We start from the raw sequence: 24,629 nt of genomic DNA on the forward strand, positions 1-24,629 counted from the left end.
GCAAGAAGTGGATTTAGGGTCAGCAGTCTACAACTTGCAGCTTGCCGCTGCTTTCAAGCTACCTCACACAGCGCCGTCGGATCGATGGAAAGCGCCAGGCGCTGACCATCGGGATGCAGATCGGCCGCCGAACGGTTGAGCACATCTACCACCAATTCCACGCCCCGGGTTTCGACCCGGTAGCGAATCACGTTGCCCAGCAGGCTGTGGCTACGCACTTGTGCGTCCAGTTCGCCGTTGAGGCTCAGCTCGATCGCTTCCGGACGAATCGCGATGCGATGGGTGATCGGCCGTTGCAGCAGTTTCGAGGCGCTGTCGGCGTCCAGCAGGTTGTAGTTGCCGATGAAGCCGGCGGCAAAGACATCGACTGGTGCTGTGTACAGGGTCTCGGCATCGCCGCTTTGTACGATCTTTCCCTGATTCATCAGGAAAATTCGATCGGACATGGTCAGCGCTTCTTCCTGGTCGTGTGTGACGAAGATCGTGGTCAGGCCGAGTTCGCGCTGGATCTGACGAATCTGTTCACGCAGGTGTTTGCGAATCCGCGCGTCGAGCGCCGACAGCGGTTCGTCGAGCAGCAACAGGCGCGGACGGGTCACCAGAGAGCGGGCCAGGGCGACACGCTGGCATTGGCCACCGGACAGTTGATGTGGGTAACGGGCAGCAAAGTCGTTCAGCTCCACCAGTTTCAGCACTTCGGCGACACGCTTGCGGCTGTCGTCGGCGTTGACTTTCTGCATGCGCAAACCGAAGGCAACGTTCTGTTCCACTGTCATGTTGGGGAACAGTGCGTAGCTCTGGAACACCATGCCGATTCCGCGTTTCTGCGGGCTCAGCGGTACGAGGTCGTGACTATCGAGCAGGATCTTGCCGCCGTCCACCGAGGTCAGCCCGGCAATGCAGCGCAGCAGCGTGGATTTGCCGCAACCGGACGGACCGAGGAGGGTGACGAATTCACCCTTCTTGATTTCACAGTTGATGTCGCTGAATACCGTGGTGCCTGAGTAACTCTTTTGAAGATGTTGGACGCTGACATAGCTCATTCGCTTTTGTCCTTGTTCAAGATATTGGCCGCCCAAGTCAGAACCAGCACAAAGAAAAAGTAGGAAATCACCAGCGCACTGGTGAAATGGCCGCTGCTGTTTCGCATATTGTTGAGGTACACCTGCAGGGTTTCGTAGCGGGTGCCGACGAGGATGTTGGCGAACACGAACTCACCGAACAGGAACGAGAACGACAGCAGCAGCGCCACCATCAAGCCCTTGCGCAGGTTGGGCAGTACCACCAGAAACGCCGCTTGCCAGGTGCTGGCGCCGAGCAATTGGGCGGCGTCCATCAGGTCGCGCAGGTTGATCGCTTGCAAGTTGTTGGTGATCGCCCGGTACATGAACGGCAGTGCCACGGTGAAGTAACAGCCAATCAGAATCCACGGCGTGCCGACCATCGCGAACGGGCCGGAACCGTAGAGCTGCAACAGCCCCACCGACGACACCACGGGCGGCACCGCGAAGGGCAGCAGGATCAGGATGTTCATCAACACGTCGAGTTTCGGGAAGTGGTAATGCACCACGAACAGCAGCGGCAGAATCAGCACCACCGCTAGAATCAGTGCACCGACACACACCAGCAACGACTGTCCGAAGGCATGCAGAAAACGTGGGTCGCTCCACAGTTGCACGTACCACTTGAAGGTAAAGCCGCTGGGCAAAATGGTTGCCGACCAGCTGCTGGAGATCGAGTAGACCAACGTCCCGACCAGGGGCAGCAACAGAATGGCAAACAGCAGGTACACCACGACCCGGTGGTAGACCCCGACAGGGCCCGTTTCAGCGCGAGACATGGTAGCTCCTCTTCAACAGCAGCTGATGCACGATGGTCACCAGGGTCATCAACGCCACCAGCACCACGGCCAGGGCGCTGGCCAGGTTCGGGTCCAGGGAAATGTCGCCGGAGACCATCGCCGCGATGCGTATCGGCAGCACGTTGAAGTTGCCGGTGGTCAGGGCATACACCGTGGCGTAGGCGCCGAGGGCGTTGGCCAGCAGGATCACGAAAGTGCCGAGCAGCGCCGGGGTCAGCACCGGCAAGCCGATGTGCCGCCAGAACTGCCAGCCGTTGGCACCCAGCAGCGCGGCGGATTCACGCCAGTCCTCGCGCAAGGCGTCGAAGGCCGGGTAGAGCAGCAGCACGCCGAGCGGAATCTGGAAGTAGGTGTACAGAATGATCAGCCCGGTTTTCGAGTACAGGTTGAAGTCCTGAATGATCCCGGCCTGCTTGAGCATGATGGTGAAGCTGCCGTTGAACCCCAGCAGGATGATGAACGCGAAGGCCAGAGGTACGCCGGAAAAGTTGCTGGTCATGTTGGCGAAGGCGTTGACGAAGTTGCGCAGTTTCGAGTCGACGCGGCGCAGGGAGTAGGCGCCAATGACGGCGATGATGATCCCGAACACGCTGGACCAGAAACTGATCTCGAGGCTGTACTGGATCGCCTGCAGATAGAACTTCGAGTTGAAGATTTTGCTGAAGTTGGCCAGGCCCCAGCCGAACTCTTCCGATTCCAGGCTATTGATCATCACCCACGCCAGCGGGGCGATCTGGAACACGATGAAAAACAGCGTGAAAGGCACCAGGCACAGCGCCGCCAGCCATTTGCCGCGGGTCATGGCGTTCACTTGAGTAGCTCCCGACACACCGATTTGTCGTGAGCCACGCCGAGCAGTTCGCAGACGGTGCCGCAGATTTCAGTCTGTTTCGGTGCGGCGTTGGCGTTGAAACTGAAGGCATCACCGAGCACGAACAGTGGCACTTCGCGTTCTTCGGGGAGCAGGCCGTTGTGGGAGCGGTCGTTGTTCATGCCGTGGTCGGCGGTCACCATGACCTGATAACCGGCATCGAGCCAGCCTTGCAGGTAGTCGGCGAGGATGATGTCCGCCGAGCGGGCACTGTTGCGGTATTGCGGGGTGTCGAGGCCGTGCTTGTGCCCGGCGTCGTCGATGTTCATGGGATGGACCAGGAGAAAATCTGGCGCATGACGCAGGCGCAGGTTTTCTGCGTCGGCAAACAGGTGCGAGTCCGGGTAGTGATCGCTCCAGTAGAAATGGCCGTGCTGGATCGGCAGGTCCGGATCGTCGGTGTGACGATCCCGGGCCGCGACGAATGGCGAACGGTTATACAGTTCGCTGACCCAGTGATAGGCCGCGGCGGCAGTGACAAGGCCGGCGTCGGAGGCGTAGTGATAGATGCTGCGCTGGTTGGACAGGCGCGAGACGTTGTTATGGACGATGCCGCTCTCGATGGGCGGGACGCCGGTCAGGATGCATTCGTAAAGCGGTCGGGACAGGGCCGGCAGTCCGCACTCCAGTTTATAGAGCGCCGCGCGTCCTGCGCCGACATAAGCCTGCAGGTGCCCCATGGCGTGACGGGCGACTTCGTAATTGAGGCCGTCGAGCACGACAAGGATGACGTTGTGCTTCATAGGGCGATGACTCCGCAAAACAGATGATTCAAATTCGCAACCAATCCCCCTGTGGGAGCGAGCCTGCTCGCGAAAGCGGTATGACATTCAACATCTTTGTCTAATGTTCAGCCGCATTCGCGAGCAGGCTCGCTCCCACATTGGATCTCCATCAGCCGTCCGATGTGGGATTCAGGGCGTTATTTCATCTCGACGATGACTTCTTCGTTCCACTTCTGCGGCAAGGCCTTGGAAGTTTTCTCCCACGCGTCAGCATCCTTGATCGGCGTCACGCCTTTGTACTGTTCGTTCGGCAGCAGCCTGGCCTTGACGTCCTCCGGCAGTTTGATGTGCTCGGCGCGGATTGGACGGGCGTTGCCTTTCGCCAGGTTGATCTGGCCGGCATCGCTGAAGATGTACTCGCGCGTCAGCTTGGCGGCGTTCGGGTTTTTTGCGTATTTATTGATGATGGTGGTGTAACCCGAGATCACCGAACCGTCGGAGGGAATCAGCACGGTGTAGTCATCAGGATTGGCCATCTTGGCCTTGTAGCTCAGGCCGTTGAAGTCCCAGACCACGCCGACTTCGATTTCACCCTTTTCCATGGTGGCGATCGTCGGGTTGGCCATCGACAGACGACCTTGTTTGGCGATGTCCGCGAACAGCAGCAGGGCTGGCTGAAGGTTCTTCTCGTCGCCACCGTGGGCGAGCGCGGCAGCCAGTACACCATTGGCGGCTTGGGCTGCGGTGCTCACGTCACCGATGGACACTTTGTATTTGCCGGTCTTGAGGTCGGCCCATTTGGTCGGCGCGTCGGAACCGTGCAGCAACTTCTTGTTGATGATGAACGCGATAGTGCCGGTATAGGCCAGCGCCCAGTTGCCGTCCTTATCCTTCGCCCAGTCCGGAATCTGCTCCCAGGTGCTCGGCTTGTAAGGTTGCACCACACCTTGCTTGACCGCGATCGGACCGAAGGCTGCGCCGACGTCGCCGATGTCGGCACTGGCGTTGTCCTTCTCGGCGGCGAACTTGGCGATTTCCTGGGCCGAGCTCATGTCGGTGTCGATGTGCTTCAGGCCGTATTTACTGGCCAGGTCTGCCCAGGTTCCTCTCCAGTTGGCCCAGTCATCGGGCATGCCGACGCTGTTGACCGCACCTTCCGCTTTCGCTGCGGCTTCCAGGGTTTTCAAATCGGTGTCAGCGGCCATGGCGGCGGTGCACATGGCAATGGTCGAGCCTAACAGTGCTGCCAGGAAAAGCTTTTTCATCCGAAGCTCCTTTGGGCGTTTTCAACGCTGCGATTGCGGTTGTGTTGGTCTAGGTCAGCAATACCTGAGCCAATTTAGGCGGGTTGGATGACATTTTGATGTCGACGGCCGGTCTGCCTATATTTACCGAGTTGCAATGCTCAGGCTTCCGGGTAAGCGTAGACCATGGCTAAAGGGCTGAAATGAAAGGACTTGGCTGTGAAATTGCAGGTGTCTGGATCAACCGTTCGGCGGCTTTGTCATCTGTCAGTCATAAGCAGTGCCTAGGCTTGCAGGAAGTTGAAAGGAGCCGGTTGAGTAGCGGTTCCGCCCCGTAGTAGTGCTGGTCTAGTCCAGATAGGTAACGTTGATGCGCATCGAGACAACCAAGGCGGTGACAACGATCGGGCAGGTCCTGCAGGAACAGCTCGACCATGGTCTGTTGGCGCCCGGGAGCAAACTGCCAGCCGAGCGCAAACTCAGTGAGTTGTTCGGCACCACACGGATCACCGTGCGCGAGGCGTTGTTACAGCTGGAAGCCCAAGGTCAGATTTATCGGGAGGAACGCCGTGGCTGGTTCGTATCGCCACCGCGCCTGGCGTACAACCTGATGCAGCGCAGTCACTTTCACGCGATGGTCAGCGCTCAGGGGCGAGTGCCGTCCACCGAGGTGATTTCGGCGCGGTTGCAGCCGGCGTCGGCGGCGGTCTGTGCCTGGTTGCAATTGCCGGCGTTGTCCAGCGTGATTCAGATTTGCCGGGCGCGGCGCATTGATGAGCGGTTGGTTTTGTATGTCGAGCACTATTTGAATCCGCAGTTTTTTCCGGGGATTCTGCAGTTCGATTTGAATCAGTCGATGACCGAGCTGTATGCACGGCATTACGATTTGCATTATGGGCGGGTGCGTTTCGAGATCGTGCCGACGGCGCTGTCGGTGGATGCAGCGGCGGCTTTGCGGGTGTCGGTGGGCAGTCCGGGGCTGCGGATTGCCCGGGTCAACTACGATCAGCATCAACGGCTGATCGATTGTGATCTGGAGTTCTGGCGGCATGATGCAATTCATGTCGGGGTCGATGTGGTCTGAGCCTGGGCGCCCCAGGCTGCACGTTCTTTACGTCATCCAAAGCGATAAATGTCCATGCCCAGAGCGCCCAGGGTGAATCCCTCGTGGCTCACGCTGAATGTGCCTCCGGCGCCGCGGGCAAAGTACAACGGCAACAAATGTTCATCACTCGGATGGTTGCGCACGGCGTTCGGCGCTTGCCGACGATAATCGTGCAACGCGACTTCATCCTGCGCCTTGAGTTTCTCCACCATCCAGTCGCGAAATACCCTGGCCCAGGGTTCGACGCTTTCCGGGCCGGCGTGCCAATCCAGTTCGCGCAGATTGTGGGTAATGCTGCCGGACCCGATCAGCAGCACGCCCTGTTCGCGCAAACCGGCCAGGGCTTGACCCACCCGGGTTTGCAGGGCCGGGCCACCGCGGGTGGGCAGCGAGACTTGCACAATCGGGATATCGGCTTGCGGATACATCAACGACAAGGGCACCCAGACACCGTGGTCGAACGGTCGCTTGGGGTCGATGCGTGCGGGCAGGCCCGCGTTCTCCAGCCGTTCGACCACCTCTGTCGCCAGGTGTGGGTCGCCAGGTGCCGGGTACTGCACCTCGAACAAGGCCTGTGGAAATCCGCCGAAGTCATGCCAGGTGTCGGGTTGTGGGTTGCCGCTGACCAGCAGCTCATTGCTTTCCCAATGCGCGGATACAATGACGATAGCCTTGGGTTTCGGCAATTCGGCGGCCAGGCGCGCGAGGGCCGGCCCGCTGGCACCGGGTTGCAGTGCAAGCATGGGGGAGCCATGAGAGATATACAGGCTGGGGAACATGAATGAGCTCCTGGGAGTTAAGATGGCGTCATCTTCAGTCAGATCATTGATCTAAATCTAATATAAGTTTTAGGGTGTTTTGATCGAATTTTCGGGGTTATATATGCAGCCGGAGTTTTGGCACAAGCGGTGGACGTCGAATCAGATCGGCTTTCACCTGCCGGAAGTGAATCCATATCTGCAACGGTACTGGCCGCAGCTGGGCCTGGAAGAGGGCTCGCGCGTACTGGTGCCGTTATGTGGGAAAAGCCTGGATCTGCTGTGGCTGGCAAAATGCGGTCACGAGGTGTTGGGCGTCGAATTGTCGGAAAAAGCGGTGGAAGACTTTTTCCACGAGCATCAATTTGATCCGGACGTCAGCGACCAAGGTCCCTTCACTGTCTATCGGGCGGGCTCGATCGAGATCTGGTGTGGTGATTTCTTCGCGTTGACGGCCGGCGATGTCGCTGATTGCAGTGCGTTGTACGACCGCGCTGCATTGATTGCCTTGCCGCCGACAATGCGCGAGCAATACGCCGAGCATCTGAAGCGGATTCTTCCGAAGGATTCGCTGGGGCTGCTCATTACCCTGGATTACGACCAGGCGCAAATGGACGGGCCGCCATTTGCAGTGTTGGATGACGAAGTGCAACGGTTGTTCGGGGCTTTGTGGGAGTTGAAGATTCTGGAGGACCAGGACGTTCTGGGTGAGAGCTGGAAGTTCCGGGAAAGCGGTGTTACGCGGCTTGAAGAGCGGGTGTATCGGGTTTCCAGCCGATAGATTTGTTGTTTGTACAGACCCCATCGCGAGCAAGCTCGCTCCCACATTGGATCTTCAGTGGACACAGATTATGTGTACAACAGAGATTAAATGTGGGAGCGAGCTTGCTCGCGATGGGGCCAGGAAGCGCACCCCAAAAATCAGCAGACAAAAAAAGGCCCGCATCACTGCGGGCCTTCTTTTTGGTGCCGCGCCTGTCAGCCCCGACGACGCAGTGCGTCGATGCGCTCTTCCAGCGGCGGGTGGCTCATGAACATGCGGGCAAACCCTTGCTTGATGCCACCGTTGATGCCGAAGGCATTCAGGGTGTCCGGCATGTGTACCGGCAGCCCCTGTTCCGCCCGCAGGCGTTGCAGAGCGCCGATCATTGCACTGGTGCCGGCCAGGCGTGCGCCGGCTTCGTCGGCACGAAATTCCCGTTTGCGCGAGAACCACATGACGATGGAGCTGGCCAGGATGCCCAGTACCAGTTCGGCAACGATGGTCGCCACGTAGTAGGCAATACCCTGGCCTTCTTCGTTCTTGAAGATCACCTTATCGACAAAGTTGCCGATGATCCGTGCAAAGAACATCACGAAGGTGTTCACCACGCCCTGGATCAGCGCCAGGGTGACCATGTCGCCATTGGCCACGTGGCCGATTTCATGGGCCAGCACGGCTTTGACTTCATCCGGCGAGAATCGCTCGAGCAAGCCCTGGCTGACCGCGACCAGCGCGTCGTTCTTGTTCCAGCCGGTGGCGAAGGCGTTCGCCTCGTAGGCCGGGAAAATCCCGACTTCCGGCATCTTGATTCCGGCTTCCCGGGACAATTGCTCAACGGTTTGCAGCAGCCATTGCTCGTGACGTGTGCGCGGCTGGGTGATGATCTGGGTGCTGGTGCTCATCTTCGCCATCCACTTGGAGATGAACAGCGAGAACAGGGAACCGGCGAAACCAAAGACCGCACAGAAAATCAGCAGCTGATTGAGGTTGAGATCAACCCCGTTGGCCGCCATGAACCCGTTGAAGCCGAAAAGGCTCAGGGTGATGCTGGCAATCAGCACGACCGCCAGGTTAGTGGCCAAAAACAGCAGGATGCGCATCATGGTTGTAGAAATCTCCTCGTGCTAAAGATGTAGCGTACTGCGGGGTATATAAGGTGCTGCACCGGGCTATTCAACCGGGTGACTATTTCAAACTGTGTCCTACAGCCAGAGTCTAGCTGCTTGAAGGACATTTCCGACGCTGATGGGGGGAAGTGTTTGTCAGCCAATTTGCCTCGCAGGCCCCGTCGTTGTTAGACGCGAGCCAGCAACCTGTCCTCGGTCAGCCGTGGAAGGCGTGATGGAAGACAGGGCGCAAAGATATGTTGCTGAATCAATCACCCTGCGACTTCAGTACGCGCCGCACAGTGACATCCGCTTACTGGCGATAGGACTTGAGGAAATTGCCGATACGTCCGATGGCCATGTCCAGGTCATCCACCCGCGGCAGGGTCACGACTCGGAAATGGTCCGGCCATGGCCAGTTGAAGGCCGTGCCTTGCACCACCAGCAGCTTTTCGGAGAGCAGCAGGTCGAGCACGAATTTTTCGTCGTTGTGGATCGGGCAGACTTTCGGATCGATCCGCGGGAACGCATACAGTGCGCCCATCGGCTTGACGCAACTCACGCCCGGAATGTCGTTGAGCAGTTCCCAGGTACGGTTGCGCTGCTCCAGCAGGCGACCTTGCGGCAGCACCAGGTCATTGATGCTCTGATAACCGCCCAGGGCGGTCTGGATCGCATGCTGGCTCGGCACATTGGCGCACAGGCGCATGTTGGCCAGCATGTCGATGCCTTCGATGTAGCTCTGGGCGTGGTGTTTCGGGCCGGAAATGGCGATCCAGCCGGAGCGGAATCCGGCCACGCGGTAGGACTTGGACAGACCATTGAAGGTCAGGCACAGCAGGTCCGGCGCGAGCGAAGCGGTGCAGATGTGCACGGCATCGTCGTACAGGATCTTGTCGTAGATTTCGTCGGAGAACACCACCAGGTTGTGCTGACGGGCCAGTTCCAGCATGCCCAGCAGGACTTCTCTGGAATACACCGCACCCGTCGGGTTGTTCGGGTTGATGATCACCAGCGCCTTGGTATTCGGGGTGATCTTGGCCTTGATGTCGGCCAGGTCCGGCCACCAGTTGGCCTGCTCGTCGCACAGGTAATGCACCGGGTTGCCCCCCGACAGGCTCACCGCGGCGGTCCACAGCGGGTAGTCAGGGGCCGGCACCAGCACTTCGTCGCCATTGTTGAGCAAGGCCTGCATTGACATCACGATCAGCTCGGAAACGCCGTTGCCCAGGTAGATGTCTTCGATGCCGACGCCTTCCACCTGCTTTTGCTGGTAGTACTGCATGACGGCCTTGCGCGCACTGAACAGGCCTTTGGAGTCGCTATAACCCTGGGCGGTCGGCAGGTTGCGGATCACGTCCTGGAGGATTTCATCCGGCGCTTCGAAACCAAAGGGCGCCGGGTTGCCGATGTTCAGCTTGAGGATGCGATGGCCTTCCTCTTCCAGGCGTTTGGCGTGCTTGAGCACTGGGCCGCGAATGTCGTAGCAGACGTTGGCGAGCTTGTTCGATTTGCTGACCTGCATGGCGATGTGTTCCCGAAAATGAACGATCCAGGCGGCGTTTGAACGACCGTACTGGGAATCCTGCGTAATCACACAGGCCTGACGCCTTGTGAAGCGGCACCCATAAATCCGTTTGAATGCGCGTGGTCTGGCTGCCAGACTGGCGTTTGACGAGGCGCAATCATACGTGCCGCCCGATCCGTGGAAAAGGTACAGATCGGGCTTTTTCAGCTGCTGAGGTGTGACAATGGAAAAGTTGGAAAAAACCCTGGAAGAATGGAAGGCGATGCTCGATCCGGAGCAGTACAACGTTTGCCGCCTCAAGGGCACCGAACGTCCGTTTTCCGGCAAGTACAACGACAGCAAGGTTGACGGTGTTTATCACTGCATCTGCTGCAACGAGCCGCTGTTTGACTCCAAGACCAAATTCGACTCTGGCTGTGGCTGGCCGAGTTTCTACGCACCGATCGGCGACAGTGCCATGGTCGAGATCCGTGACGTCAGCCACGGCATGATCCGCACCGAAGTGGTTTGCGCCAAATGCGACGCGCATCTGGGGCATGTGTTCCCGGATGGTCCGCCGCCGACGGGGCTGCGGTATTGCATCAACTCCGTGTGCCTGGACCTGGTGCCGCGCTCCTAATGGGAGCCGTGTAGGAGCTGCCGCAGGCTGCGATCTTTTGATCTTGATCTTTTGCGATCGAGAGAAAAAACAAGATCAAAAGATCGCAGCCTGCGGCAGCTCCTACAGTGTTGTGTGTCGGTTTCGGATTGAGGGGCAATCTCGATCTATTACATTGCATGCAATTCAATTGCGCGCTATTTTTAGCCTTTCTTCCTCACCCCGGATACCGCGCCATGAGCGACAATCTTCTGAGCATTCCCTGCACCACCATCAAAGGCGAGCAAAAGACCCTGGCGGATTACGCCGGCAAAGCCGTATTGGTGGTCAATACCGCGAGCCAATGCGGCTTCACTCCGCAGTACAAAGGGCTGGAACAGCTGTGGCAGACCTACAAGGACCAAGGCCTGGTGGTGCTTGGCTTTCCCTGCAACCAGTTCGGCAAGCAGGAACCGGGTAACGAAGGGGCAATTACCGAGTTCTGCGAATTGAACTACGGTGTCAGCTTCCCGCTGTTCAAAAAGATCGAAGTCAACGGCGCTGATGCCCATCCGCTGTTCGTGCAATTGAAAAAGCGCGCACCGGGCGTACTGGGTTCCCAGGGTATCAAGTGGAACTTCACCAAGTTCCTGATCGGCAAGGACGGACAGTTGGTCAAGCGCTTCGCTCCGGCGACCAAGCCGCAGGACCTGAGCGGCGAGATCGAAGCCCTGCTCAAATGAACAGCTTGTCCGTCGATTCCCTGAAGCTCGACAGTCAGCTCTGCTTCAAGTTGTACGCCGCTTCCCGGGCGGTCATCCGCGCCTATAAGCCGATGCTTGATCAGCTCGGCCTGACCTACCCGCAATACCTGGCGATGCTGGTGTTGTGGGAGTGGCAGGAAGCGGCGCCGGAGCAGCCGACGGTCAAGGCGTTGGGCGAACGCCTGGCACTGGATTCCGGCACCTTGACGCCGCTGCTCAAGCGGCTTGAGCAGTTGCAGTTGGTGCAGCGTCAACGTTCGGCGCGGGATGAGCGTGAAGTGCACCTGAGCCTGTCACCCACCGGCAAGGCATTGCGCGATCAGGTGGGGCCGCTCAAGGCGCGTTTGTTGTGCGACAGCGGTGTCGATCTGGATCGCCTGCATGATCTGCGTGAGGGTCTCGATCATCTCTTGGGCCAGATCAAGGCACTGTCATAGACGGTATCCACAAATCCAGCAGGGCGGCCAGCTCTTCGCGGCGAAACGGTTTGGCCAGGTAGTCGCTCATGCCCGCTGCACGGCAGCGTTCGCGTTCTTCGGACATCGCATTGGCGGTCAGGGCGACAATGGGCAACTGTGGCCAGCGCCCGCTGCGGCGGATTTGCCTGCTGGCTTCGTAACCGTCCATCACCGGCATGTTGCAGTCCATCAGCACCAGATCGAACTCACTGCGCTCAAGTTGATCCAGGGCCTCACCGCCGTGAGCGGCGACGATCACCTCGCAGCCGAGTTTGCCAAGCATGCCCTTGGCCACCAGTTGATTGACCGGATTGTCCTCCACCAACAACACCCGTCCACGTCGCAAGGATGAGCGATTATCGAGCCGGGCATCGTTGATCGTGTTGAGGTCCGGCTGCAGCACCCGCCGCAATGTCTGGTACAGCGCGTTACGCGCCAGAGGCCGCGCCTGTTGCTGCAAGGGCGCCAGGGCGCTGGCTTCTTCGCTGGGCAGGAAACTGCCGTAGGCGGTCACCAGCAAAATCGGCGCAGTGCAGGTGGGGCGCAGGCGGAACAGGCATTCGGGGCAGTCGGTGATCACCACATCCGGGTCCAGTCCGATCAACGAGTCCTCGAGCGAGCGCTGCTGATACTCCAGGCCCCAACCCGGCAACAGGCTCTTGAGTAATTCCGCCAGACCGCTGCTGGCCGCGGTGATCGCGATGACCTTGCCCTGTAACGTTGCCGACGCCAGGGCGCGGGTGTGGCAAGGTAGCGGCAGGTCGGCGCAGAACTGGCTGCCGAAGCCTGCTTCGGAGCTGATGGTAAGGCGCCCTTGCATGACTTCGCAGAGGTTGTAGGTCAGTGCCAGGCCCAGGCCGGTACCGCCGAATTGCCGGGTAATGCCGGCACCCGCCTGGGTGAAGGGCTGGAAGATCTTGACCTGGGCGTCCTGGGCGATACCGATACCGGTGTCGCAGACCTCGATTCTGACACCGTCCTCGAAGGTGGACAGGCGCACATCGACCCGACCGAACCGGGTGAACTTGAGGGCGTTGGACAACAGGTTGCTGACAATCTGCCGGACCCGGGTCGGGTCGCCGAGCACCAGCGCCGGAAAGCGCGGATCGATCAGACAGGTCAGCTCGACGCTGGGCGCGGCGTTCTGCGACAGCAGGTTGGCGGTGTCTTCAATCAGCGAGCCGAGATCGAACGGAATATGCTCGAGTTCAAGTTGGCCGGCGTCGAATTTCGACAAATCGAGAATGTCGTTGAGCAATTCCACCAGTACTTTGCCCGAGTCATGGGCAATGGACAGCTGTTGCTGTTGCTCGGCATTGAGCGGACCGTCCAGGGAGAGCGCGATCATTCCCAGCAGACCGTTGAGGGGCGTGCGGATTTCGTGGCTCATGTTGGCCAGGAAGGCCGAGCGCGCTTCGGCCATGTCCAGGGCGGTGCTGCGGGCGACTTCCAGTTCCTGGTTGGACTGGCTGAGCCGGCTGTTGATTGCATTCAGTTCCGCAGTCCGGGCCGAAACGATGTTTTCCAGTTGTCCGAGGTAGTCGGTCAGACGGTTTTCGGCATTGCGCCGTTGCTGGATTTCAGTGGCGATGTTTTCGAATTGCTGGTTCGCAACCTTGACCAGCACACCGATCTCATCGTGTTCATGTCCGGCCGGGTACTCCAGCCACGTCGGTTCGACACTGCGCGGATCGCGACTGCTAAGTTCCCGAATCACCCGCACCAGGGGTTTGGTCAGCATCACGTAGAACAGTGCAAGCAGGATGCCGGTCAGCAGCAGGCTACGGGTGAAGCCGTTGAGCAGGGTCACTTCGGCCCGACGCAGGAACCGGCTGCCGAATGCATAGGTGTCGACGTCCAGGTGCAGGGTGCCGAGGGATTCGGACGGTAAATGATCCAGGTACAGGCGGTCTTCGAAGTGCCGGTTGGCGCCAAACAGGAAGTCGCTGATCACCCGATAACCGCTTTGCAGGCCAGGGCGCTTGACTTTGGCCAACACCGTACCGTTGTTGTCGATCAACTGCGCGCCGATGATCGCGGGCGAGTGCAACAGGCCCAGGGTCAGTTCCTGGGCGAGTTCGGAGTCAATGTTGTAGGCGATGCGCGAAGCGGGGTTATGACTGATTTCCAGCAAAGACTGGATTTCGCGGTTGATGGAGGCGTCTTCACTGGCATAATCGATGCCTATTTGCAGCAGACTGAGCAGCGTGCCCAGAATGAAACCGACCAGCACGGTCAGCCGGGCTTGCTTGTAGGACAGCCGGTTGGTGAACTTGATATCCATGGAGTGTTGAACCACTTCCGTTTCCCTTCGCTGCTCAAGCATAGTTGATCATGCATGGATCCCGATGTTCCCGCGCAACCCTGGTTCAAGGGCTGAACAGGACATCGTACGCTGTGTTGGATCGCTGTAACGCATCATTACTGTGAACCTGCCCGAGGAGAAGACGTGGATTCCCGATTGAATGCTTTTCTTGAACGCGCCGATGCCGTTCTGGCCCGTATCGAACCGCTGCTGCCCGCCCCCCGGCAAGCCATCGACTGGCCCCACAGCCTGGCTGCACGCTGGCAACGCGAAGGGCGCAGCGGTTTTCTGTTGCCGCTGCAAGTCAGCCTCGACATGCGTTTGTCCGACCTGATCGGCGTCGATCGGCAAGTGGAGCAATTGGGGCGCAATACCCAACAGTTCCTCGACGGCATGCCGGCCAACCACGCCTTGCTCTGGGGCTCGCGCGGCACCGGCAAATCGTCCCTGGTGCGCGCCTTGCTGGCCGAACACGCCCAGGCGGGGTTGCGGCTGATCGAGATCGAACGCGATCACCTGGCGGACTTGCCACGCGTAGTCGAACAGATTGGCAAATTGCCCCAGCGCTTCGTGCTGTTCTGCGATGACCTGTCCTTCGAGTCGGGCGAAGGCGACTACCGCGTGCTCAAGAGCGTACTCGACGGTTCTCTCGAACAGGCGCCGGATAACGTGTTGCTCTACGCGACCTCCAATCGTCGGCACCTGGTGCCGGAAAAGGAGAGCGATAACGAAAACTGGAAAAGGGTCGACGGTGAACTCCATCCCAGCGAGGCGGTGGAAGACAAGATTGCCCTGTCGGACCGTTTTGGCCTGTGGCTGTCGTTCTATCCGTTTACCCAGGAACACTTTCTCAACGTCGTCGAGCACTGGATCGGTCAACTGGCCGACAAGGCCGGCCTCAAGTGGCAGCGTGATGCAGCACTGGACATCCTTGCCGTGCGTTGGGCCACGGGGCGGGGCAATCGCAACGGACGATGCGCTTATCAATTTGCCCGCTATTGGGTCGGGCTCAAGCTGTTGGAGCACAAGGCATGATCGATTTGCAAAAGAGCGGCCAGGGCCTCGAAGGCTACGGCATGCTGTGGGCGCAGCTGGAGTCATTGCTGGCGGATGAACGGGATTTCATTGCCAACGCCGCGCAGTTTTCGGCGTTCCTGTACAACCAGCTCGATGATTTGAACTGGGCCGGTTTCTACCTCAATCGACATGAAGAGCTGGTGCTGGGTCCGTTTCAGGGGCAGATCGCCTGCGTGCGAATTGCCTTCGGTCGCGGTGTGTGCGGAGCTGCGGCGGCGACCTTGCAAACCCAGTTGGTCGACGACGTGCACGCGTTCCCGGGGCATATCGCCTGCGACAGCGCGTCCAATAGCGAGCTGGTCGTGCCGCTGGTCAAAAACGGCCGATTGATCGGCGTGTTGGACCTAGACAGCCCGAAGCTCGCGCGGTTTACCGCTGACGATCAAGCCGGTATCGAACAACTGGCGCAGATTTTCCTGCGCCTGACTGACTGCTGATCATGCAGGGTTAAGCCTCTTTCATCGTGCTGTTGCCGTCTTGTCGAAGTTGCTGTTGCAGCGCCTGCTCCAATTCGAGCATGGCGCTCTCTACGGCTTTGCTGCATTTGGTGACTTGGGCGCGATGGAACACTTCATGGCAGGCGTTCTCCAGCGCCTCGCAGCTGTCGATCAAGCGGGTGGCCTGGACAATTCGGGCAGCGCCCTTGATTTTGTGGGCAATATCGAGAAATGACTGCCGGTTCCCGGACCCGGACAACGCCAGCAGCGCTTGTCGGTCCTGCTGGTTGCAGTTGAACAGTTCGGTCAACAGTCGCTGTTTCAGAACCGGGTTGCCTCCCGTCAACTGGTGCAACCCTTTCAGGCTGAAGGCCGGATCGCGGACGGTGGGCTCGATGCCTTCAACCCATTGGCTCAACGCTGTCAGTGTCAGGGGCTTGAACAGGCAGTTGTCCATGCCGGCTTGTTTGCAGCGCTGTATTTCTTCCGGCTGTGCGTTGGCGGTGAACCCCAGAACGGTGCAGGGTGGGCGTTGCGTTTGTTGTTCCAGTCGGCGAATGGCCCGGGCCAATTCGTAGCCATTCATGATCGGCATGTTGCAATCGACAATCACCAGGTCGAACGTCTGTGCTTGCCACGCCTCGAAACCTGCTTCGCCATCCGCTGCGACACTGAATCGATGCCCCAGAAACTCAAGCTGCTGACACATGAGCAAGCGATTGGCCGGGTGATCGTCGACCACCAGAACGTTCAGGGGGGATCTTGTGGAATGGATGGGCGCTTCAACAGCCTCAGGGAGCTGTTCGCATGGCAGTGTTGCCAGGCACAGCGCAACCTGGACCAGAGTACCGACACCCGGCTGGCTGCTCAATTGCAGGCTGCCGCCCATCATCTCGCACAGACTGCGACTGATCACCAGGCCCAGCCCTGCGCCACCTCTGCTTGACTGTTCACAGTGATCGGCTTGAGCGAAGGGTTCGAACAACCGTTGCCGATCCTGTTCGCTGATGCCGATGCCACTGTCCTGAACGTGCACCAACATCCGGACGCGCTCGGGCTCGTCGGTGGGTTGCAGGTCCACGCTGATCCTGACCTGACCAAGCTCTGTGAACTTGATGGCGTTGCTGACCAGGTTGGACAACACTTGTTTGAAGCGCAACGGGTCCAATATGACATCGACCCGCGGATTGGCAGGGTGAAATTCCAACAGCAGTTCAAGATTTTTCTGACGCGCCAGTCCATCGAAAATCCGTATCACCGATGTCACAATCTCACGCGGATTGACGCGCTCCGGGCTCAGGCTCAGACGCCCGGACTCGATCCGCGCGATATCGAGAATGTCTCCGATCAGTTCGAGCAGGTCTTTTGCCGAGTGGTACGCCACCTCGATCGCCGGACGGTCCGGGTGCTGGTGATCGATACGCTTGAGCGTCAGTTCAAGCATGCCGATGACCGCGTTCATCGGCGTGCGAATCTCATGGCTCATGGTCGCCAGAAACGTACTTTTGGCCCGGTTGGCCTCATCGGCCCGTTCTTTCGCACAGCGCAGCTCATCGAACAGTTGCCGCCGCTCGCTGATGTCGATCCAGCCGCCAATGATGCCTCGCACTTCACCGCTTGAATCGCGGTAGGGGATAATCCAGTGGTAGATCGTCAGCCTGCGGCCACCGATGTGCAGCGGCCGGTCGAGAATCAGCGGTATGCCCTCGGCCACGACGCGCTGGTAATCGGCTTGATATTCCCGCGCTTCGAAGGCGTTGCTCAGGGTGCCCTGCATGACGCTTTTGCCGATGACCTCTTCACGTTTCGCGCTGAAGGCTTCCAGGTAACTGTCGTTGCAGCTTTGCAGCAGCCCTTGACGATCGCGCACATAGATGGGATGCGGTGTCCCGTTGACCAGCGATCGCATGAATTCGAATTGATCGTTCAACGCACGCTCGGCCGCCTGACGCTGCTTTATCTGTCGACGCATGTACGCATTCCAGGCAACGGAAATCAGCAGCAGCACGCCGGCACCGATGACGATCTGATAAAACACCCGGTGATAGTCGCGCCAGGGATTTTGCGATATTGCCGAATAGCCACGCCAGCGACCGTTGATGATGCCCAGTTCTTCCGGCGTGATGCTCAGCAGCGCCTTGTCGAGGATGGCGTTCAGCTCTCGGGCGTCCCGGCCGGTAGCCAGGGAAAATGCGGCCTGCCGGGTTCCGAGGGTGCTGCTGATTCGCAGTGTGTGCTCGAAAATCCGCGATGACAGGAAGTAGTTGGCAACCACCAGTGAGCTCACCGCACCCTGTGCCTTGCCTTCGGCCAGCAATTGCGCGGCGCTGAAGGTGTCCGGGGTTTCAATCAGCTTGATCTGCGGGAACTCGCGGCGCAAGTCATCCACCATTGGATTGCCCTGAGCGATGGCCAGGCGTTTGTTCTGAAATTGATCAAGGCTTGTCGGGCTACCGGCGGATTTGCGGGTCAGCAGGATTAAGGAGTTTTGCAAGTAGGGACGGGTGAAGCTCAGGCTTGCTTCACGTTGGGCGCTGGGGAGCAGGGCGGCGATCAGGTCGGCTTGTTGGTTGTTGACCTGCTCGATCATCTCGCCATCGCTGCGGCTGCGCCGGATGTCGAAGCGCAAACCCGTACGCAGCCTGATCAGTTCGAGCAGGTCTGCGGTAATGCCTCGAAAGTTGCCGTCGTTGTCGAAAAACGTCAGCGGCGCAAAAGCTTCATTGACCACCACACGCACTACCGGGTGTTGCGCCAGCCAGCGTTCTTCGTTGTCACTGAGCTGCAGTTTTTGATCGGTGAGCAGAATGTCGCTGCCAGCGCTCCAGCGCTTGGCAATGCTTTCCCGCTCGCTGGTGGGGACAGCCATGAGCATCGCATTGATAATCCCGAGCAGTTCGGGGTTGTTCCTGTTCACGGCAAAGCTGAAACCCTGGGCTTCGTGTTTGCCGAAATTGGCCATGCGGATGTTGTTCAGGTAGCCCTTGTTGATCGTGTAGTGGGTTGAAATCGTATCGCCGAGGAAGACGTCAGCCTGGTCGAAAGCCACGGCATTGATCGCATTCTGGTAGGACGGATAGGACGTGATGATCGCCTTGGGATAGATGGCCCTGACGTCCTCCAGTGGCAAATAGTGATACACCATGCTCAGCCGCAGGCCGGCGAGACCATCGCTCAGGGACCTGCTTTCGTCTTCTCGGGTCACCAGCACCGGTTGATCCACGGCGTAGGGGCCGGACAGCACGATGTCCAAGGCATTGTGAGCTTCGAACCCATTGGCGGTGCCGAGCAGGTCGACCTCGCCGTTTTCGAGTGCCTCGATCGCCGCCCCCCGGGACTCGAAGCGCTGGACCTTGATGGCCAAACCGGTGGACTTGCCCAGGATGCCGGCATAGTCGGCGGTGTAACCTTCATACTCGTGACCGCTGATGGTCAGATCGAAGGGCGGATAATCCGGGCCCGAAGTGCCGAGAATCAGTTCACCCTTGTTCTTGATCCATTGTCGTTGGGATTGATCCAGTTGCAGGTCCAGGTGTGCGGCCGATGAACGACTGAGCAGGGTGAGACTTTTGCTGGAGGTCTGTGCAGCGGGCACCGAGGTGCTCAGGCTTAAACCAACGGCCATGAGTATCAGATAGTCCTTTATGCGGCTGGGCATCCTGCTTCTCATACTAACGCGTTACGTTTTGCCATCTCGATGAGTTCAACCAGGGATTTGGCCTTGAGTTTTTGCATGAGTCGTTTTTTATAGGTGCTGACCGTCTTGTTGCTCAGAAACATACCTTTGGCAATTTCCTTGTTGGTGCGGCCTTGGGCAAAAAGTTGCAATACCATCAGTTCGCGATCGTTGACTGCCTTGAACAACTCCAGGTCGGCATAGTGCACATCATCGACACGAACAGGACTCAGGGCCTGACTCGGATAATAGTTGTAACCTGAGAATACCGCTTTGATGGCGCTGACCAGTTCACTGAGCTCTTCCTGTTTGCACACATATCCGGAAGCGCCGGAATGCATGCAGCGAATACCAAAAAGTTTCGGACTTTGGGCCGTGAGTACCAGTGTTTTTATCGGCGTACACATTTGGTTGAAACGAGCGAGAATTTCCAGTCCGTCCAGTTTGGGAATACGGATATCGAGAATGACCAGGTCAGGCATGTATTCGCGAACCATCTGCATGGCATCGACCCCATTATCTGTTTCGCCGATGACGTTGTAACCTTCATGTTCGAGCAGCATTCGGACGGCAAGACGGATGACAGGGTGATCGTCGACGATTAAAACGGAGTTCATAATCAAATCAGTAGAAAGCGGTAAGATGGCCGTAGTAGAGCGATTGTGCACACAGCAGCTGTGCCGGATACCCCTTGATATACCCCTTACCTCAATATCCCGAAAATAATTTCATTTCCCTTCTTTACCTCCCGAATTTCTCACTATCATGGGCCTCAACACCTTGTTCCGCCCCGTGTTGAGGATACTGAAATGAGCAAAGCCAGAGCCCGTGAAATAGCCAAAACAGTCGATTCCTTTCTGCACCCGGATGATTTGATGCGGGCGTTTGGGGTGAGCCGAAACACGCTCGATAACTGGGTGGCCGCGGGGTGGTTTCCGGCACCGGTCCAGATCGGCGTAATGCGCACATCAGGACGGTCGGGGAGGGTGGCGTGGCTCAAGTCTGAGGTAGACGCGTGGATTCTTGCCCGTGCGGCAGCTCCACGTTCGGCCAGCCCGCTGGCTGCTTTCGACGGTGCCAGTCAACCCGCGTAACCACATTGAGGTGATTGACCATGGACAGACGCAGCTATGAAGCCCTCATCCTGAAAGACGCAGAGGCCGCCGTCGAAGTAGCGCTCGCCGCCTATGCGGCGCTCGCCGCAGACTACATAGCCACACTCAGGACAGCCTTCGCCACAGACTACGTATCACCCGCGTATCGCATCGCGGCCATCGATCACGCGACGGTCGCATTTAGGCGGGTTGAGGCACGATACCTGGCCGCCGTCGAGCACTATAGAGCCTCCCATGCCGAGGCCATCAGCGGCGCCATTCCACCCGCTTATTAGCAGACAAAGAAAAGCCCGGTGAACGCTACCAACATTCGATCCGGGCTGAGCGACCTCCTTGGGGGAGATCCAGAATGAGTAAGATACATAGTAACATTTCCGCGTCTGTAAAGCAGCCGGCAATGATAGATGCCCACGCCGGATTGGTAGAAAGCACGGCGCGGCGGGAAGCTGAGAAAGCTGAGGCGAAAGCCCGCCAGAAAGCCAAGAAGGCTGCCATTGCGGCAGCGAAGTCACAACCTGTGCCAGCATCTGTAAACGACACCGAACAAGGCGTCAGGATCTTTGATGATACAGCGCAGGCACTGGGTGAACAGTCGCTATCAGGTACGGTATCGGCCACCCTGGCGGCGACGCCCGCTGCCAACGACATCCAGACAGCGGCGTCCGCCATCCCCGTGACGACGGAGCGGCCTGCCTATCTGGACGAGGTCAAGGCCGAAGACACGAAGCCCGAAGCTTTGGTTATCCAGACAGAAGCCAAGGCCGAAGCCACGCCGCAGGCCGAGCCGAAACGGGAGAAAGCCAGCACAAACGGCCAAGGAGCCCCAACTGGCGGCTTGAAGTTCGACCCCGAATCCTTCGAGGTCCTGCGGTACATCAGCGAGGACTTCGTGATGTTGACGGGCAAATCCCTAGTCGCCTATCGCATCGAAAGCGGTGATGAGATGTGCAGGGACGCGTTTATCCAGTACAGCGATCGGCATTATCACGACGTCCTTGTCCTCCAGCCGCCTGACAAGGACGGTAACCCGGTGGAGCCAAAGCGCGTTTCCGCTGGCGAAGTCTGGTGGAGTTGGAAAAACGACCTGCGCCGCAGAGTTCGCCGTATCGTGATGGAGCCGACAAGTAAGAACGAGGCTGACGATAACCCCGAGGTGCTCAACCGCTGGCACCAGCTCAAGGAAACGATGGCCGAGCGTAATCCTGCCGCTACGGCAGACGACATTACGATTCTGGTCAATCACCTGATGTACCTGTCCGGTGGTGACGTCGTCGGTGTGACTTACTTCCTGTGCTGGCTGGCACAGTTGTATCAGACGCCAGAGATCAAGATCCCGACCGCGATCCTGATGTACTCGAAGAACACCCGCATCGGCAAGAACCTTATGCAACGGCTGCTGACGAAGGTATTCGGCAAACCGCTGGTGTCGGGGGCGACAGGCAAGTCATTGCAGGGGAGATTCGACGACGCCATAAAGCACAAGCGACTCTTCTTCATCAACGAGTTGGCCCGGTCCGATAAGGTCGATGGATACGAGAATTTCAAGAGCATGGTTTCTGAAGAGGACATGCAGTTCGAGGGCAAGGGCGACAAGTCGAAAGAAATCAAGAACATCACGCATTACGTGGTCACCACCAACCATGCGGACGCGCTGCCGCTGGCGGAGAAGGATGGTCGGGTTCTGGTACTGCAATGTCTGGCTGAGCGTCAGCCGGACGCCTACTACAAGGAGCTGGTCGATTGGATAGATGGCCCTGGTGCACCGGCGCTGGCACAGATCTTGGACACTTGGCGGTTCCCGGCTGACTGGGACCCCTACGCACCTGTACCGCAGACCGCCGCCGTGAAGGCCATGCAGAAGTCCGCCAAGGGCGAGCTACACGGTGTCGTGATGGACATGATCGAGGCGGGCGAGGCACCGTTCGACAAGGACATCATCATCGTCGCCAACGCCTGCAATGGACTGAACAACAGCGACCGAGTCCTGACGAGGCCAGCCAACGAATCCACACTCGGCGCGGTGCTCAAGGACGTATACGGCGAACCTTTATTTCGGCGGATCTTAATCGGTAAGGAGGCTAAGTTGAGACGTTACTACGTCATTCGCAACGCGGCGAAGTGGGAGGTTTCCACGCCGGAACAACGCGGCGAGCACCTGAAAACCGGCGCGCCAATGTTCGCCGTCCAGCAACCGCAGCCAAAGGAGTCCGACCATGACTAGCCTATCTGGCACCGCGACCGCACCTCTGCCGATCCCGTTCTCCCTGAACCTATGCGGCACGTTGCGCGGGCGGCGGTTGGAAAAAGAACTCGCACCCAAGCCCAGCGACGAACGCGCCCGACAGCTCGCCGCCAAGCGCAAGATCCAGCACGAAGTCCAGATGCTGAGCCTCGAGTGGTCCAAGATCTTGCTCCAGCGACAGATCGACGACGCGATCAACCCGGCTACAGACCCCCGCCTGCGACGTGACCTATGCAACGATGTGCTCAACCGTGGCGTTGGTCGGCCGAAGGAACAGGAGGACGAAAACGCGGACGCCAAGAAGAAAGGCAACAGCGGTGCGCAAGAATTCCTGGAAATGCTGGCGGCCATTTCGACGGCAGCTTCGGCGGCGGCAGTCTTGAACCACAACATAGCGTCGACACCCCGGATCGAACGCGACATTGGTGGCAGTGGCACCGACGAGAACAGCCTGCAATCGTTCCTTGATGGGCTGGAAAACGATCTGGACGGTGAGGAGGTGGATGATGAACAGTGAATCACTTAAACCGCCGCTGCGTGCCGTGCACCGCATGGATGGGCTGACGCTTTTCACCTACGGGACCAGCAAACGGCGCGACGTGCACATGACAGCCCCGCCAGAGCCTGACAGCTGCCTGGCCTGGGTCGAAAAACTGGAGCAGCTGCGCGAACTGTGCAGGGAGGAAGCGCGATGAACGATGAGGACGCATCATGAACATCGTATGGGTAATACTCGGTCTGGCTGTGCTAGGTGCGGTCGCATGGCCTATTGGCGTCCTGTGGGATCGGTACGTCACGCAAAGCAAATACGGCATACCGATCGTCGCTACGGCGATAGTCGGGGCGCTGGCCTGGATGCCCGTGTACGCGCTGATCATGTCGGCGTTCGACGTCCACGCGTCCAATGCCTTTCACTGGGCGATCATGGGCGCAGGCACGGTGCTTACGGCGTTCTGCCTTGGCCTCTACAAGAGCCTGTTTGCGGGTATGGTCCGCGACCACCAAAACCACCTGAAAAATCACCGGGCATGAAAAAGGGCGCTTCCCTGGCGCCCTTAGTCTTTCCTGCACACCGGTCAAAACAAACCGCCGATTATTCTCTGCATCGCGAGCCCGCCCCCCGGTGCCGCGTAACCCTGCTGCGGTGCGACGATGTTACGCGGGGCGATACCGCCACCCTGTGCCAAGTAGCCACGCTGGGCTTGGGTCTGGCCAGGGCCGCCCTGCCCGCGCGCCATCATGCCAGGCATCTGCATCTGTGGCGGCATAGGCGGTTGCTGACCTTGTTGGCCCTGCATCATCGCAGCACCCATAGGACCGAGCTTCTGGATCATCTCCGGGGTCATCTGGAAGTTCTGCAACTGACCCATCAGGGTTTGCGGCGCGGCCATCTGCGAAGCACCCATCTGGCCCTGCATCAGCTGCTGGCCCATGCCGAACCCAGGACCGGCAGCCTGTGGGCCACCCATTTGCGCGGCGCCGAGCTGAGCCGCTGGCATCTGCATGCCGCCCCCACCACCGCCAAACATGCTCATCAATGTTGTCATGTCCATCATGTCACCTCAATGTTGCGCCGTCCGTGGCACAGGTTGTCATTTCTCGTCGAGCGGTTGCTTCGGTGCCTTCCGCTGACTGGGCTGCACGTCCTTCCCCGGCAGATCTGACTTCGTCCGCGAGAACCACGGCTCCTGGCTCGGGATTGGTTTTTTCGTTACGCCGTCGCGTTTATCAATCGTCATCGTCTTCTACCTCGGTTGATGTGCCGGCTGGCACACTGTCTATCGGCAAACCCAGTTCCAGACGTAACGTCACCTCGAGCTCGGGAAGCGTAGCCGGTGCCGTCACGCTCCAGAGCGCAGCCCTGAAACCACGGATCAAGGCGCGATCACGGCGGCGATCTTCAGCCGAGCTGGTCGGCGCCCTTTCTATTTCTCGCTGAAGTCTGCAAAGCATTTCCTCGGTCAGAGCTTCCCTAGTGCGTCGGACCTTTCGTTCCGGCATTGTCATGATCTGCACC

At 58.8% G+C, this 24,629-nt stretch carries 26 protein-coding genes; 13 read left to right on the forward strand and 13 right to left on the reverse strand.

The genetic code is table 11. From position 1 onward, the window contains the following. Positions 1-53 precede the first annotated feature (53 nt). The 5 genes from ACA067_RS07080 to ACA067_RS07100 form a co-directional block, all read right to left on the reverse strand. A complete protein-coding gene (locus ACA067_RS07080; RefSeq protein ID WP_497461151.1) occupies positions 54-1,043 on the reverse strand; it encodes an ABC transporter ATP-binding protein in 990 nt (329 codons plus the stop codon). Beyond that, positions 1,040-1,840: an ABC transporter permease gene (locus ACA067_RS07085; protein ID WP_497461152.1), complete on the reverse strand. Its 801-nt coding sequence runs from the start codon at positions 1,838-1,840 to the stop codon at positions 1,040-1,042. The genes ACA067_RS07080 and ACA067_RS07085 overlap by 4 nt, the downstream gene beginning before the upstream one ends. Next, entirely contained in the window at positions 1,827-2,663 is an 837-nt protein-coding gene (locus ACA067_RS07090) for an ABC transporter permease (RefSeq protein WP_497462740.1), read from the reverse strand. The genes ACA067_RS07085 and ACA067_RS07090 overlap by 14 nt, the downstream gene beginning before the upstream one ends. 5 nt (positions 2,664-2,668) lie before the next feature. After that, complete coding sequence (locus tag ACA067_RS07095) at positions 2,669-3,475, reverse strand: alkaline phosphatase family protein (protein WP_497461153.1); 807 nt, start codon at positions 3,473-3,475, stop codon at positions 2,669-2,671. A gap of 179 nt (positions 3,476-3,654) precedes the next feature. Next, positions 3,655-4,722: an ABC transporter substrate-binding protein gene (locus ACA067_RS07100; RefSeq protein ID WP_497461154.1), complete on the reverse strand. Its 1,068-nt coding sequence runs from the start codon at positions 4,720-4,722 to the stop codon at positions 3,655-3,657. A gap of 349 nt (positions 4,723-5,071) precedes the next feature. On the opposite strand from ACA067_RS07100, the gene ACA067_RS07105 reads away from it, so the two are divergent. Then, on the forward strand, positions 5,072-5,785 hold the full coding sequence (locus ACA067_RS07105; protein WP_497461155.1) for a UTRA domain-containing protein: 714 nt from the start codon (positions 5,072-5,074) through the stop codon (positions 5,783-5,785). Positions 5,786-5,817: 32 nt separating this feature from the next. On the opposite strand, the gene ACA067_RS07110 is transcribed toward ACA067_RS07105, so the two are convergent. Then, on the reverse strand, positions 5,818-6,585 hold the full coding sequence (locus ACA067_RS07110) for a DODA-type extradiol aromatic ring-opening family dioxygenase (protein ID WP_497461156.1): 768 nt from the start codon (positions 6,583-6,585) through the stop codon (positions 5,818-5,820). Between the two features lie 103 nt (positions 6,586-6,688). Here ACA067_RS07110 and ACA067_RS07115 point away from each other — a divergent pair, with 103 nt between their 5' ends. Next, positions 6,689-7,345: a thiopurine S-methyltransferase gene (locus ACA067_RS07115; protein ID WP_497461157.1), complete on the forward strand. Its 657-nt coding sequence runs from the start codon at positions 6,689-6,691 to the stop codon at positions 7,343-7,345. A gap of 197 nt (positions 7,346-7,542) precedes the next feature. On the opposite strand, the gene htpX is transcribed toward ACA067_RS07115, so the two are convergent. Further along, complete coding sequence (htpX, locus tag ACA067_RS07120; RefSeq protein WP_497461158.1) at positions 7,543-8,430, reverse strand: protease HtpX; 888 nt, start codon at positions 8,428-8,430, stop codon at positions 7,543-7,545. A gap of 316 nt (positions 8,431-8,746) precedes the next feature. Beyond that, positions 8,747-9,958, reverse strand: a complete 1,212-nt coding sequence (locus ACA067_RS07125) for a pyridoxal phosphate-dependent aminotransferase (RefSeq protein WP_090188845.1) — start codon at positions 9,956-9,958, stop codon at positions 8,747-8,749. A gap of 226 nt (positions 9,959-10,184) precedes the next feature. Between ACA067_RS07125 and msrB the strand changes: the two genes are divergently transcribed. From msrB to ACA067_RS07140, 3 genes are all read left to right on the forward strand, one after another. Next, the gene (msrB, locus tag ACA067_RS07130) at positions 10,185-10,580 is read left to right on the forward strand and encodes a peptide-methionine (R)-S-oxide reductase MsrB (RefSeq protein ID WP_497461159.1); all 396 of its coding nucleotides are present in this window, start codon (positions 10,185-10,187) and stop codon (positions 10,578-10,580) included. Positions 10,581-10,795: 215 nt separating this feature from the next. Then, positions 10,796-11,281, forward strand: a complete 486-nt coding sequence (locus ACA067_RS07135; RefSeq protein WP_497461160.1) for a glutathione peroxidase — start codon at positions 10,796-10,798, stop codon at positions 11,279-11,281. Further along, positions 11,278-11,739 carry a MarR family winged helix-turn-helix transcriptional regulator gene (locus ACA067_RS07140; RefSeq protein WP_497461161.1) on the forward strand — a complete coding sequence of 154 codons (462 nt, stop codon included), beginning with the start codon at positions 11,278-11,280 and terminating at the stop codon, positions 11,737-11,739. The genes ACA067_RS07135 and ACA067_RS07140 overlap by 4 nt, the downstream gene beginning before the upstream one ends. Here ACA067_RS07140 and ACA067_RS07145 read toward each other — a convergent pair. Next, entirely contained in the window at positions 11,723-14,044 is a 2,322-nt protein-coding gene (locus ACA067_RS07145) for a hybrid sensor histidine kinase/response regulator (RefSeq protein ID WP_497461162.1), read from the reverse strand. The two genes, ACA067_RS07140 and ACA067_RS07145, sit on opposite strands and share 17 nt — an antisense overlap. Before the next feature lie 165 nt (positions 14,045-14,209). On the opposite strand from ACA067_RS07145, the gene ACA067_RS07150 reads away from it, so the two are divergent. Together ACA067_RS07150 and ACA067_RS07155 are read left to right on the forward strand one after the other, a co-directional pair. After that, entirely contained in the window at positions 14,210-15,100 is an 891-nt protein-coding gene (locus tag ACA067_RS07150; protein ID WP_497461163.1) for an ATP-binding protein, read from the forward strand. Beyond that, entirely contained in the window at positions 15,097-15,579 is a 483-nt protein-coding gene (locus ACA067_RS07155; RefSeq protein ID WP_497461164.1) for a GAF domain-containing protein, read from the forward strand. Before ACA067_RS07150 ends, ACA067_RS07155 begins: the two co-directional genes overlap by 4 nt. A 10-nt stretch (positions 15,580-15,589) precedes the next feature. On the opposite strand, the gene ACA067_RS07160 is transcribed toward ACA067_RS07155, so the two are convergent. Together ACA067_RS07160 and ACA067_RS07165 are read right to left on the reverse strand one after the other, a co-directional pair. Then, a complete protein-coding gene (locus ACA067_RS07160; protein ID WP_497461165.1) occupies positions 15,590-19,237 on the reverse strand; it encodes a transporter substrate-binding domain-containing protein in 3,648 nt (1,215 codons plus the stop codon). A gap of 8 nt (positions 19,238-19,245) precedes the next feature. Then, positions 19,246-19,872: a response regulator gene (locus tag ACA067_RS07165; protein ID WP_497461166.1), complete on the reverse strand. Its 627-nt coding sequence runs from the start codon at positions 19,870-19,872 to the stop codon at positions 19,246-19,248. Positions 19,873-20,064: 192 nt separating this feature from the next. Between ACA067_RS07165 and ACA067_RS07170 the strand changes: the two genes are divergently transcribed. From ACA067_RS07170 to ACA067_RS07195, 6 genes are all read left to right on the forward strand, one after another. After that, positions 20,065-20,349 (forward strand): helix-turn-helix transcriptional regulator, encoded by a 285-nt coding sequence (locus ACA067_RS07170; protein WP_497461167.1) that lies wholly within the window; start codon positions 20,065-20,067, stop codon positions 20,347-20,349. A gap of 20 nt (positions 20,350-20,369) precedes the next feature. Continuing rightward, positions 20,370-20,645, forward strand: a complete 276-nt coding sequence (locus tag ACA067_RS07175; RefSeq protein WP_497461168.1) for a hypothetical protein — start codon at positions 20,370-20,372, stop codon at positions 20,643-20,645. 74 nt (positions 20,646-20,719) lie between these two features. Beyond that, positions 20,720-22,591, forward strand: a complete 1,872-nt coding sequence (locus tag ACA067_RS07180; RefSeq protein WP_497461169.1) for a primase-helicase family protein — start codon at positions 20,720-20,722, stop codon at positions 22,589-22,591. Further along, positions 22,584-23,129, forward strand: a complete 546-nt coding sequence (locus ACA067_RS07185) for a hypothetical protein (protein WP_497461170.1) — start codon at positions 22,584-22,586, stop codon at positions 23,127-23,129. Before ACA067_RS07180 ends, ACA067_RS07185 begins: the two co-directional genes overlap by 8 nt. Beyond that, positions 23,119-23,307 carry a hypothetical protein gene (locus ACA067_RS07190; protein WP_497461171.1) on the forward strand — a complete coding sequence of 63 codons (189 nt, stop codon included), beginning with the start codon at positions 23,119-23,121 and terminating at the stop codon, positions 23,305-23,307. The genes ACA067_RS07185 and ACA067_RS07190 overlap by 11 nt, the downstream gene beginning before the upstream one ends. A 16-nt stretch (positions 23,308-23,323) precedes the next feature. Beyond that, the gene (locus ACA067_RS07195) at positions 23,324-23,644 is read left to right on the forward strand and encodes a hypothetical protein (RefSeq protein ID WP_497461172.1); all 321 of its coding nucleotides are present in this window, start codon (positions 23,324-23,326) and stop codon (positions 23,642-23,644) included. Positions 23,645-23,688: 44 nt separating this feature from the next. On the opposite strand, the gene ACA067_RS07200 is transcribed toward ACA067_RS07195, so the two are convergent. Continuing rightward, positions 23,689-24,168, reverse strand: a complete 480-nt coding sequence (locus ACA067_RS07200; RefSeq protein WP_497461173.1) for a hypothetical protein — start codon at positions 24,166-24,168, stop codon at positions 23,689-23,691. A 172-nt stretch (positions 24,169-24,340) separates the two neighbouring features. Beyond that, positions 24,341-24,619, reverse strand: a complete 279-nt coding sequence (locus ACA067_RS07205) for a hypothetical protein (RefSeq protein ID WP_497461174.1) — start codon at positions 24,617-24,619, stop codon at positions 24,341-24,343. Between the last annotated feature and the right edge of the window lie 10 nt (positions 24,620-24,629).

Source organism: Pseudomonas sp. LBUM1674 (genome assembly GCF_059695635.1).

Bases quoted from the DNA above. Each gene is read 5' to 3' on its own strand.
- ACA067_RS07105 (WP_497461155.1), top strand. From the start codon at position 5,072: ATGCGCATCGAGACAACCAAGGCGGTGACAACGATCGGGCAGGTCCTG.
- ACA067_RS07155 (WP_497461164.1), top strand. From the start codon at position 15,097: ATGATCGATTTGCAAAAGAGCGGCCAGGGCCTCGAAGGCTACGGCATG.
- ACA067_RS07175 (WP_497461168.1), top strand. From the start codon at position 20,370: ATGGACAGACGCAGCTATGAAGCCCTCATCCTGAAAGACGCAGAGGCC.
- ACA067_RS07115 (WP_497461157.1), top strand. From the start codon at position 6,689: ATGCAGCCGGAGTTTTGGCACAAGCGGTGGACGTCGAATCAGATCGGC.
- ACA067_RS07160 (WP_497461165.1), bottom strand. From the start codon at position 19,237: ATGCCCAGCCGCATAAAGGACTATCTGATACTCATGGCCGTTGGTTTA.
- ACA067_RS07200 (WP_497461173.1), bottom strand. From the start codon at position 24,168: ATGATGGACATGACAACATTGATGAGCATGTTTGGCGGTGGTGGGGGC.
- ACA067_RS07145 (WP_497461162.1), bottom strand. From the start codon at position 14,044: ATGGATATCAAGTTCACCAACCGGCTGTCCTACAAGCAAGCCCGGCTG.
- ACA067_RS07110 (WP_497461156.1), bottom strand. From the start codon at position 6,585: ATGTTCCCCAGCCTGTATATCTCTCATGGCTCCCCCATGCTTGCACTG.
- ACA067_RS07190 (WP_497461171.1), top strand. From the start codon at position 23,119: ATGAACAGTGAATCACTTAAACCGCCGCTGCGTGCCGTGCACCGCATG.
- ACA067_RS07185 (WP_497461170.1), top strand. From the start codon at position 22,584: ATGACTAGCCTATCTGGCACCGCGACCGCACCTCTGCCGATCCCGTTC.
- ACA067_RS07135 (WP_497461160.1), top strand. From the start codon at position 10,796: ATGAGCGACAATCTTCTGAGCATTCCCTGCACCACCATCAAAGGCGAG.
- ACA067_RS07080 (WP_497461151.1), bottom strand. From the start codon at position 1,043: ATGAGCTATGTCAGCGTCCAACATCTTCAAAAGAGTTACTCAGGCACC.
- ACA067_RS07100 (WP_497461154.1), bottom strand. From the start codon at position 4,722: ATGAAAAAGCTTTTCCTGGCAGCACTGTTAGGCTCGACCATTGCCATG.
- ACA067_RS07205 (WP_497461174.1), bottom strand. From the start codon at position 24,619: ATGACAATGCCGGAACGAAAGGTCCGACGCACTAGGGAAGCTCTGACC.
- ACA067_RS07165 (WP_497461166.1), bottom strand. From the start codon at position 19,872: ATGAACTCCGTTTTAATCGTCGACGATCACCCTGTCATCCGTCTTGCC.
- ACA067_RS07170 (WP_497461167.1), top strand. From the start codon at position 20,065: ATGAGCAAAGCCAGAGCCCGTGAAATAGCCAAAACAGTCGATTCCTTT.
- ACA067_RS07140 (WP_497461161.1), top strand. From the start codon at position 11,278: ATGAACAGCTTGTCCGTCGATTCCCTGAAGCTCGACAGTCAGCTCTGC.
- htpX (WP_497461158.1), bottom strand. From the start codon at position 8,430: ATGATGCGCATCCTGCTGTTTTTGGCCACTAACCTGGCGGTCGTGCTG.
- ACA067_RS07095 (WP_497461153.1), bottom strand. From the start codon at position 3,475: ATGAAGCACAACGTCATCCTTGTCGTGCTCGACGGCCTCAATTACGAA.
- ACA067_RS07125 (WP_090188845.1), bottom strand. From the start codon at position 9,958: ATGCAGGTCAGCAAATCGAACAAGCTCGCCAACGTCTGCTACGACATT.
- msrB (WP_497461159.1), top strand. From the start codon at position 10,185: ATGGAAAAGTTGGAAAAAACCCTGGAAGAATGGAAGGCGATGCTCGAT.
- ACA067_RS07195 (WP_497461172.1), top strand. From the start codon at position 23,324: ATGAACATCGTATGGGTAATACTCGGTCTGGCTGTGCTAGGTGCGGTC.
- ACA067_RS07085 (WP_497461152.1), bottom strand. From the start codon at position 1,840: ATGTCTCGCGCTGAAACGGGCCCTGTCGGGGTCTACCACCGGGTCGTG.
- ACA067_RS07090 (WP_497462740.1), bottom strand. From the start codon at position 2,663: ATGACCCGCGGCAAATGGCTGGCGGCGCTGTGCCTGGTGCCTTTCACG.
- ACA067_RS07180 (WP_497461169.1), top strand. From the start codon at position 20,720: ATGAGTAAGATACATAGTAACATTTCCGCGTCTGTAAAGCAGCCGGCA.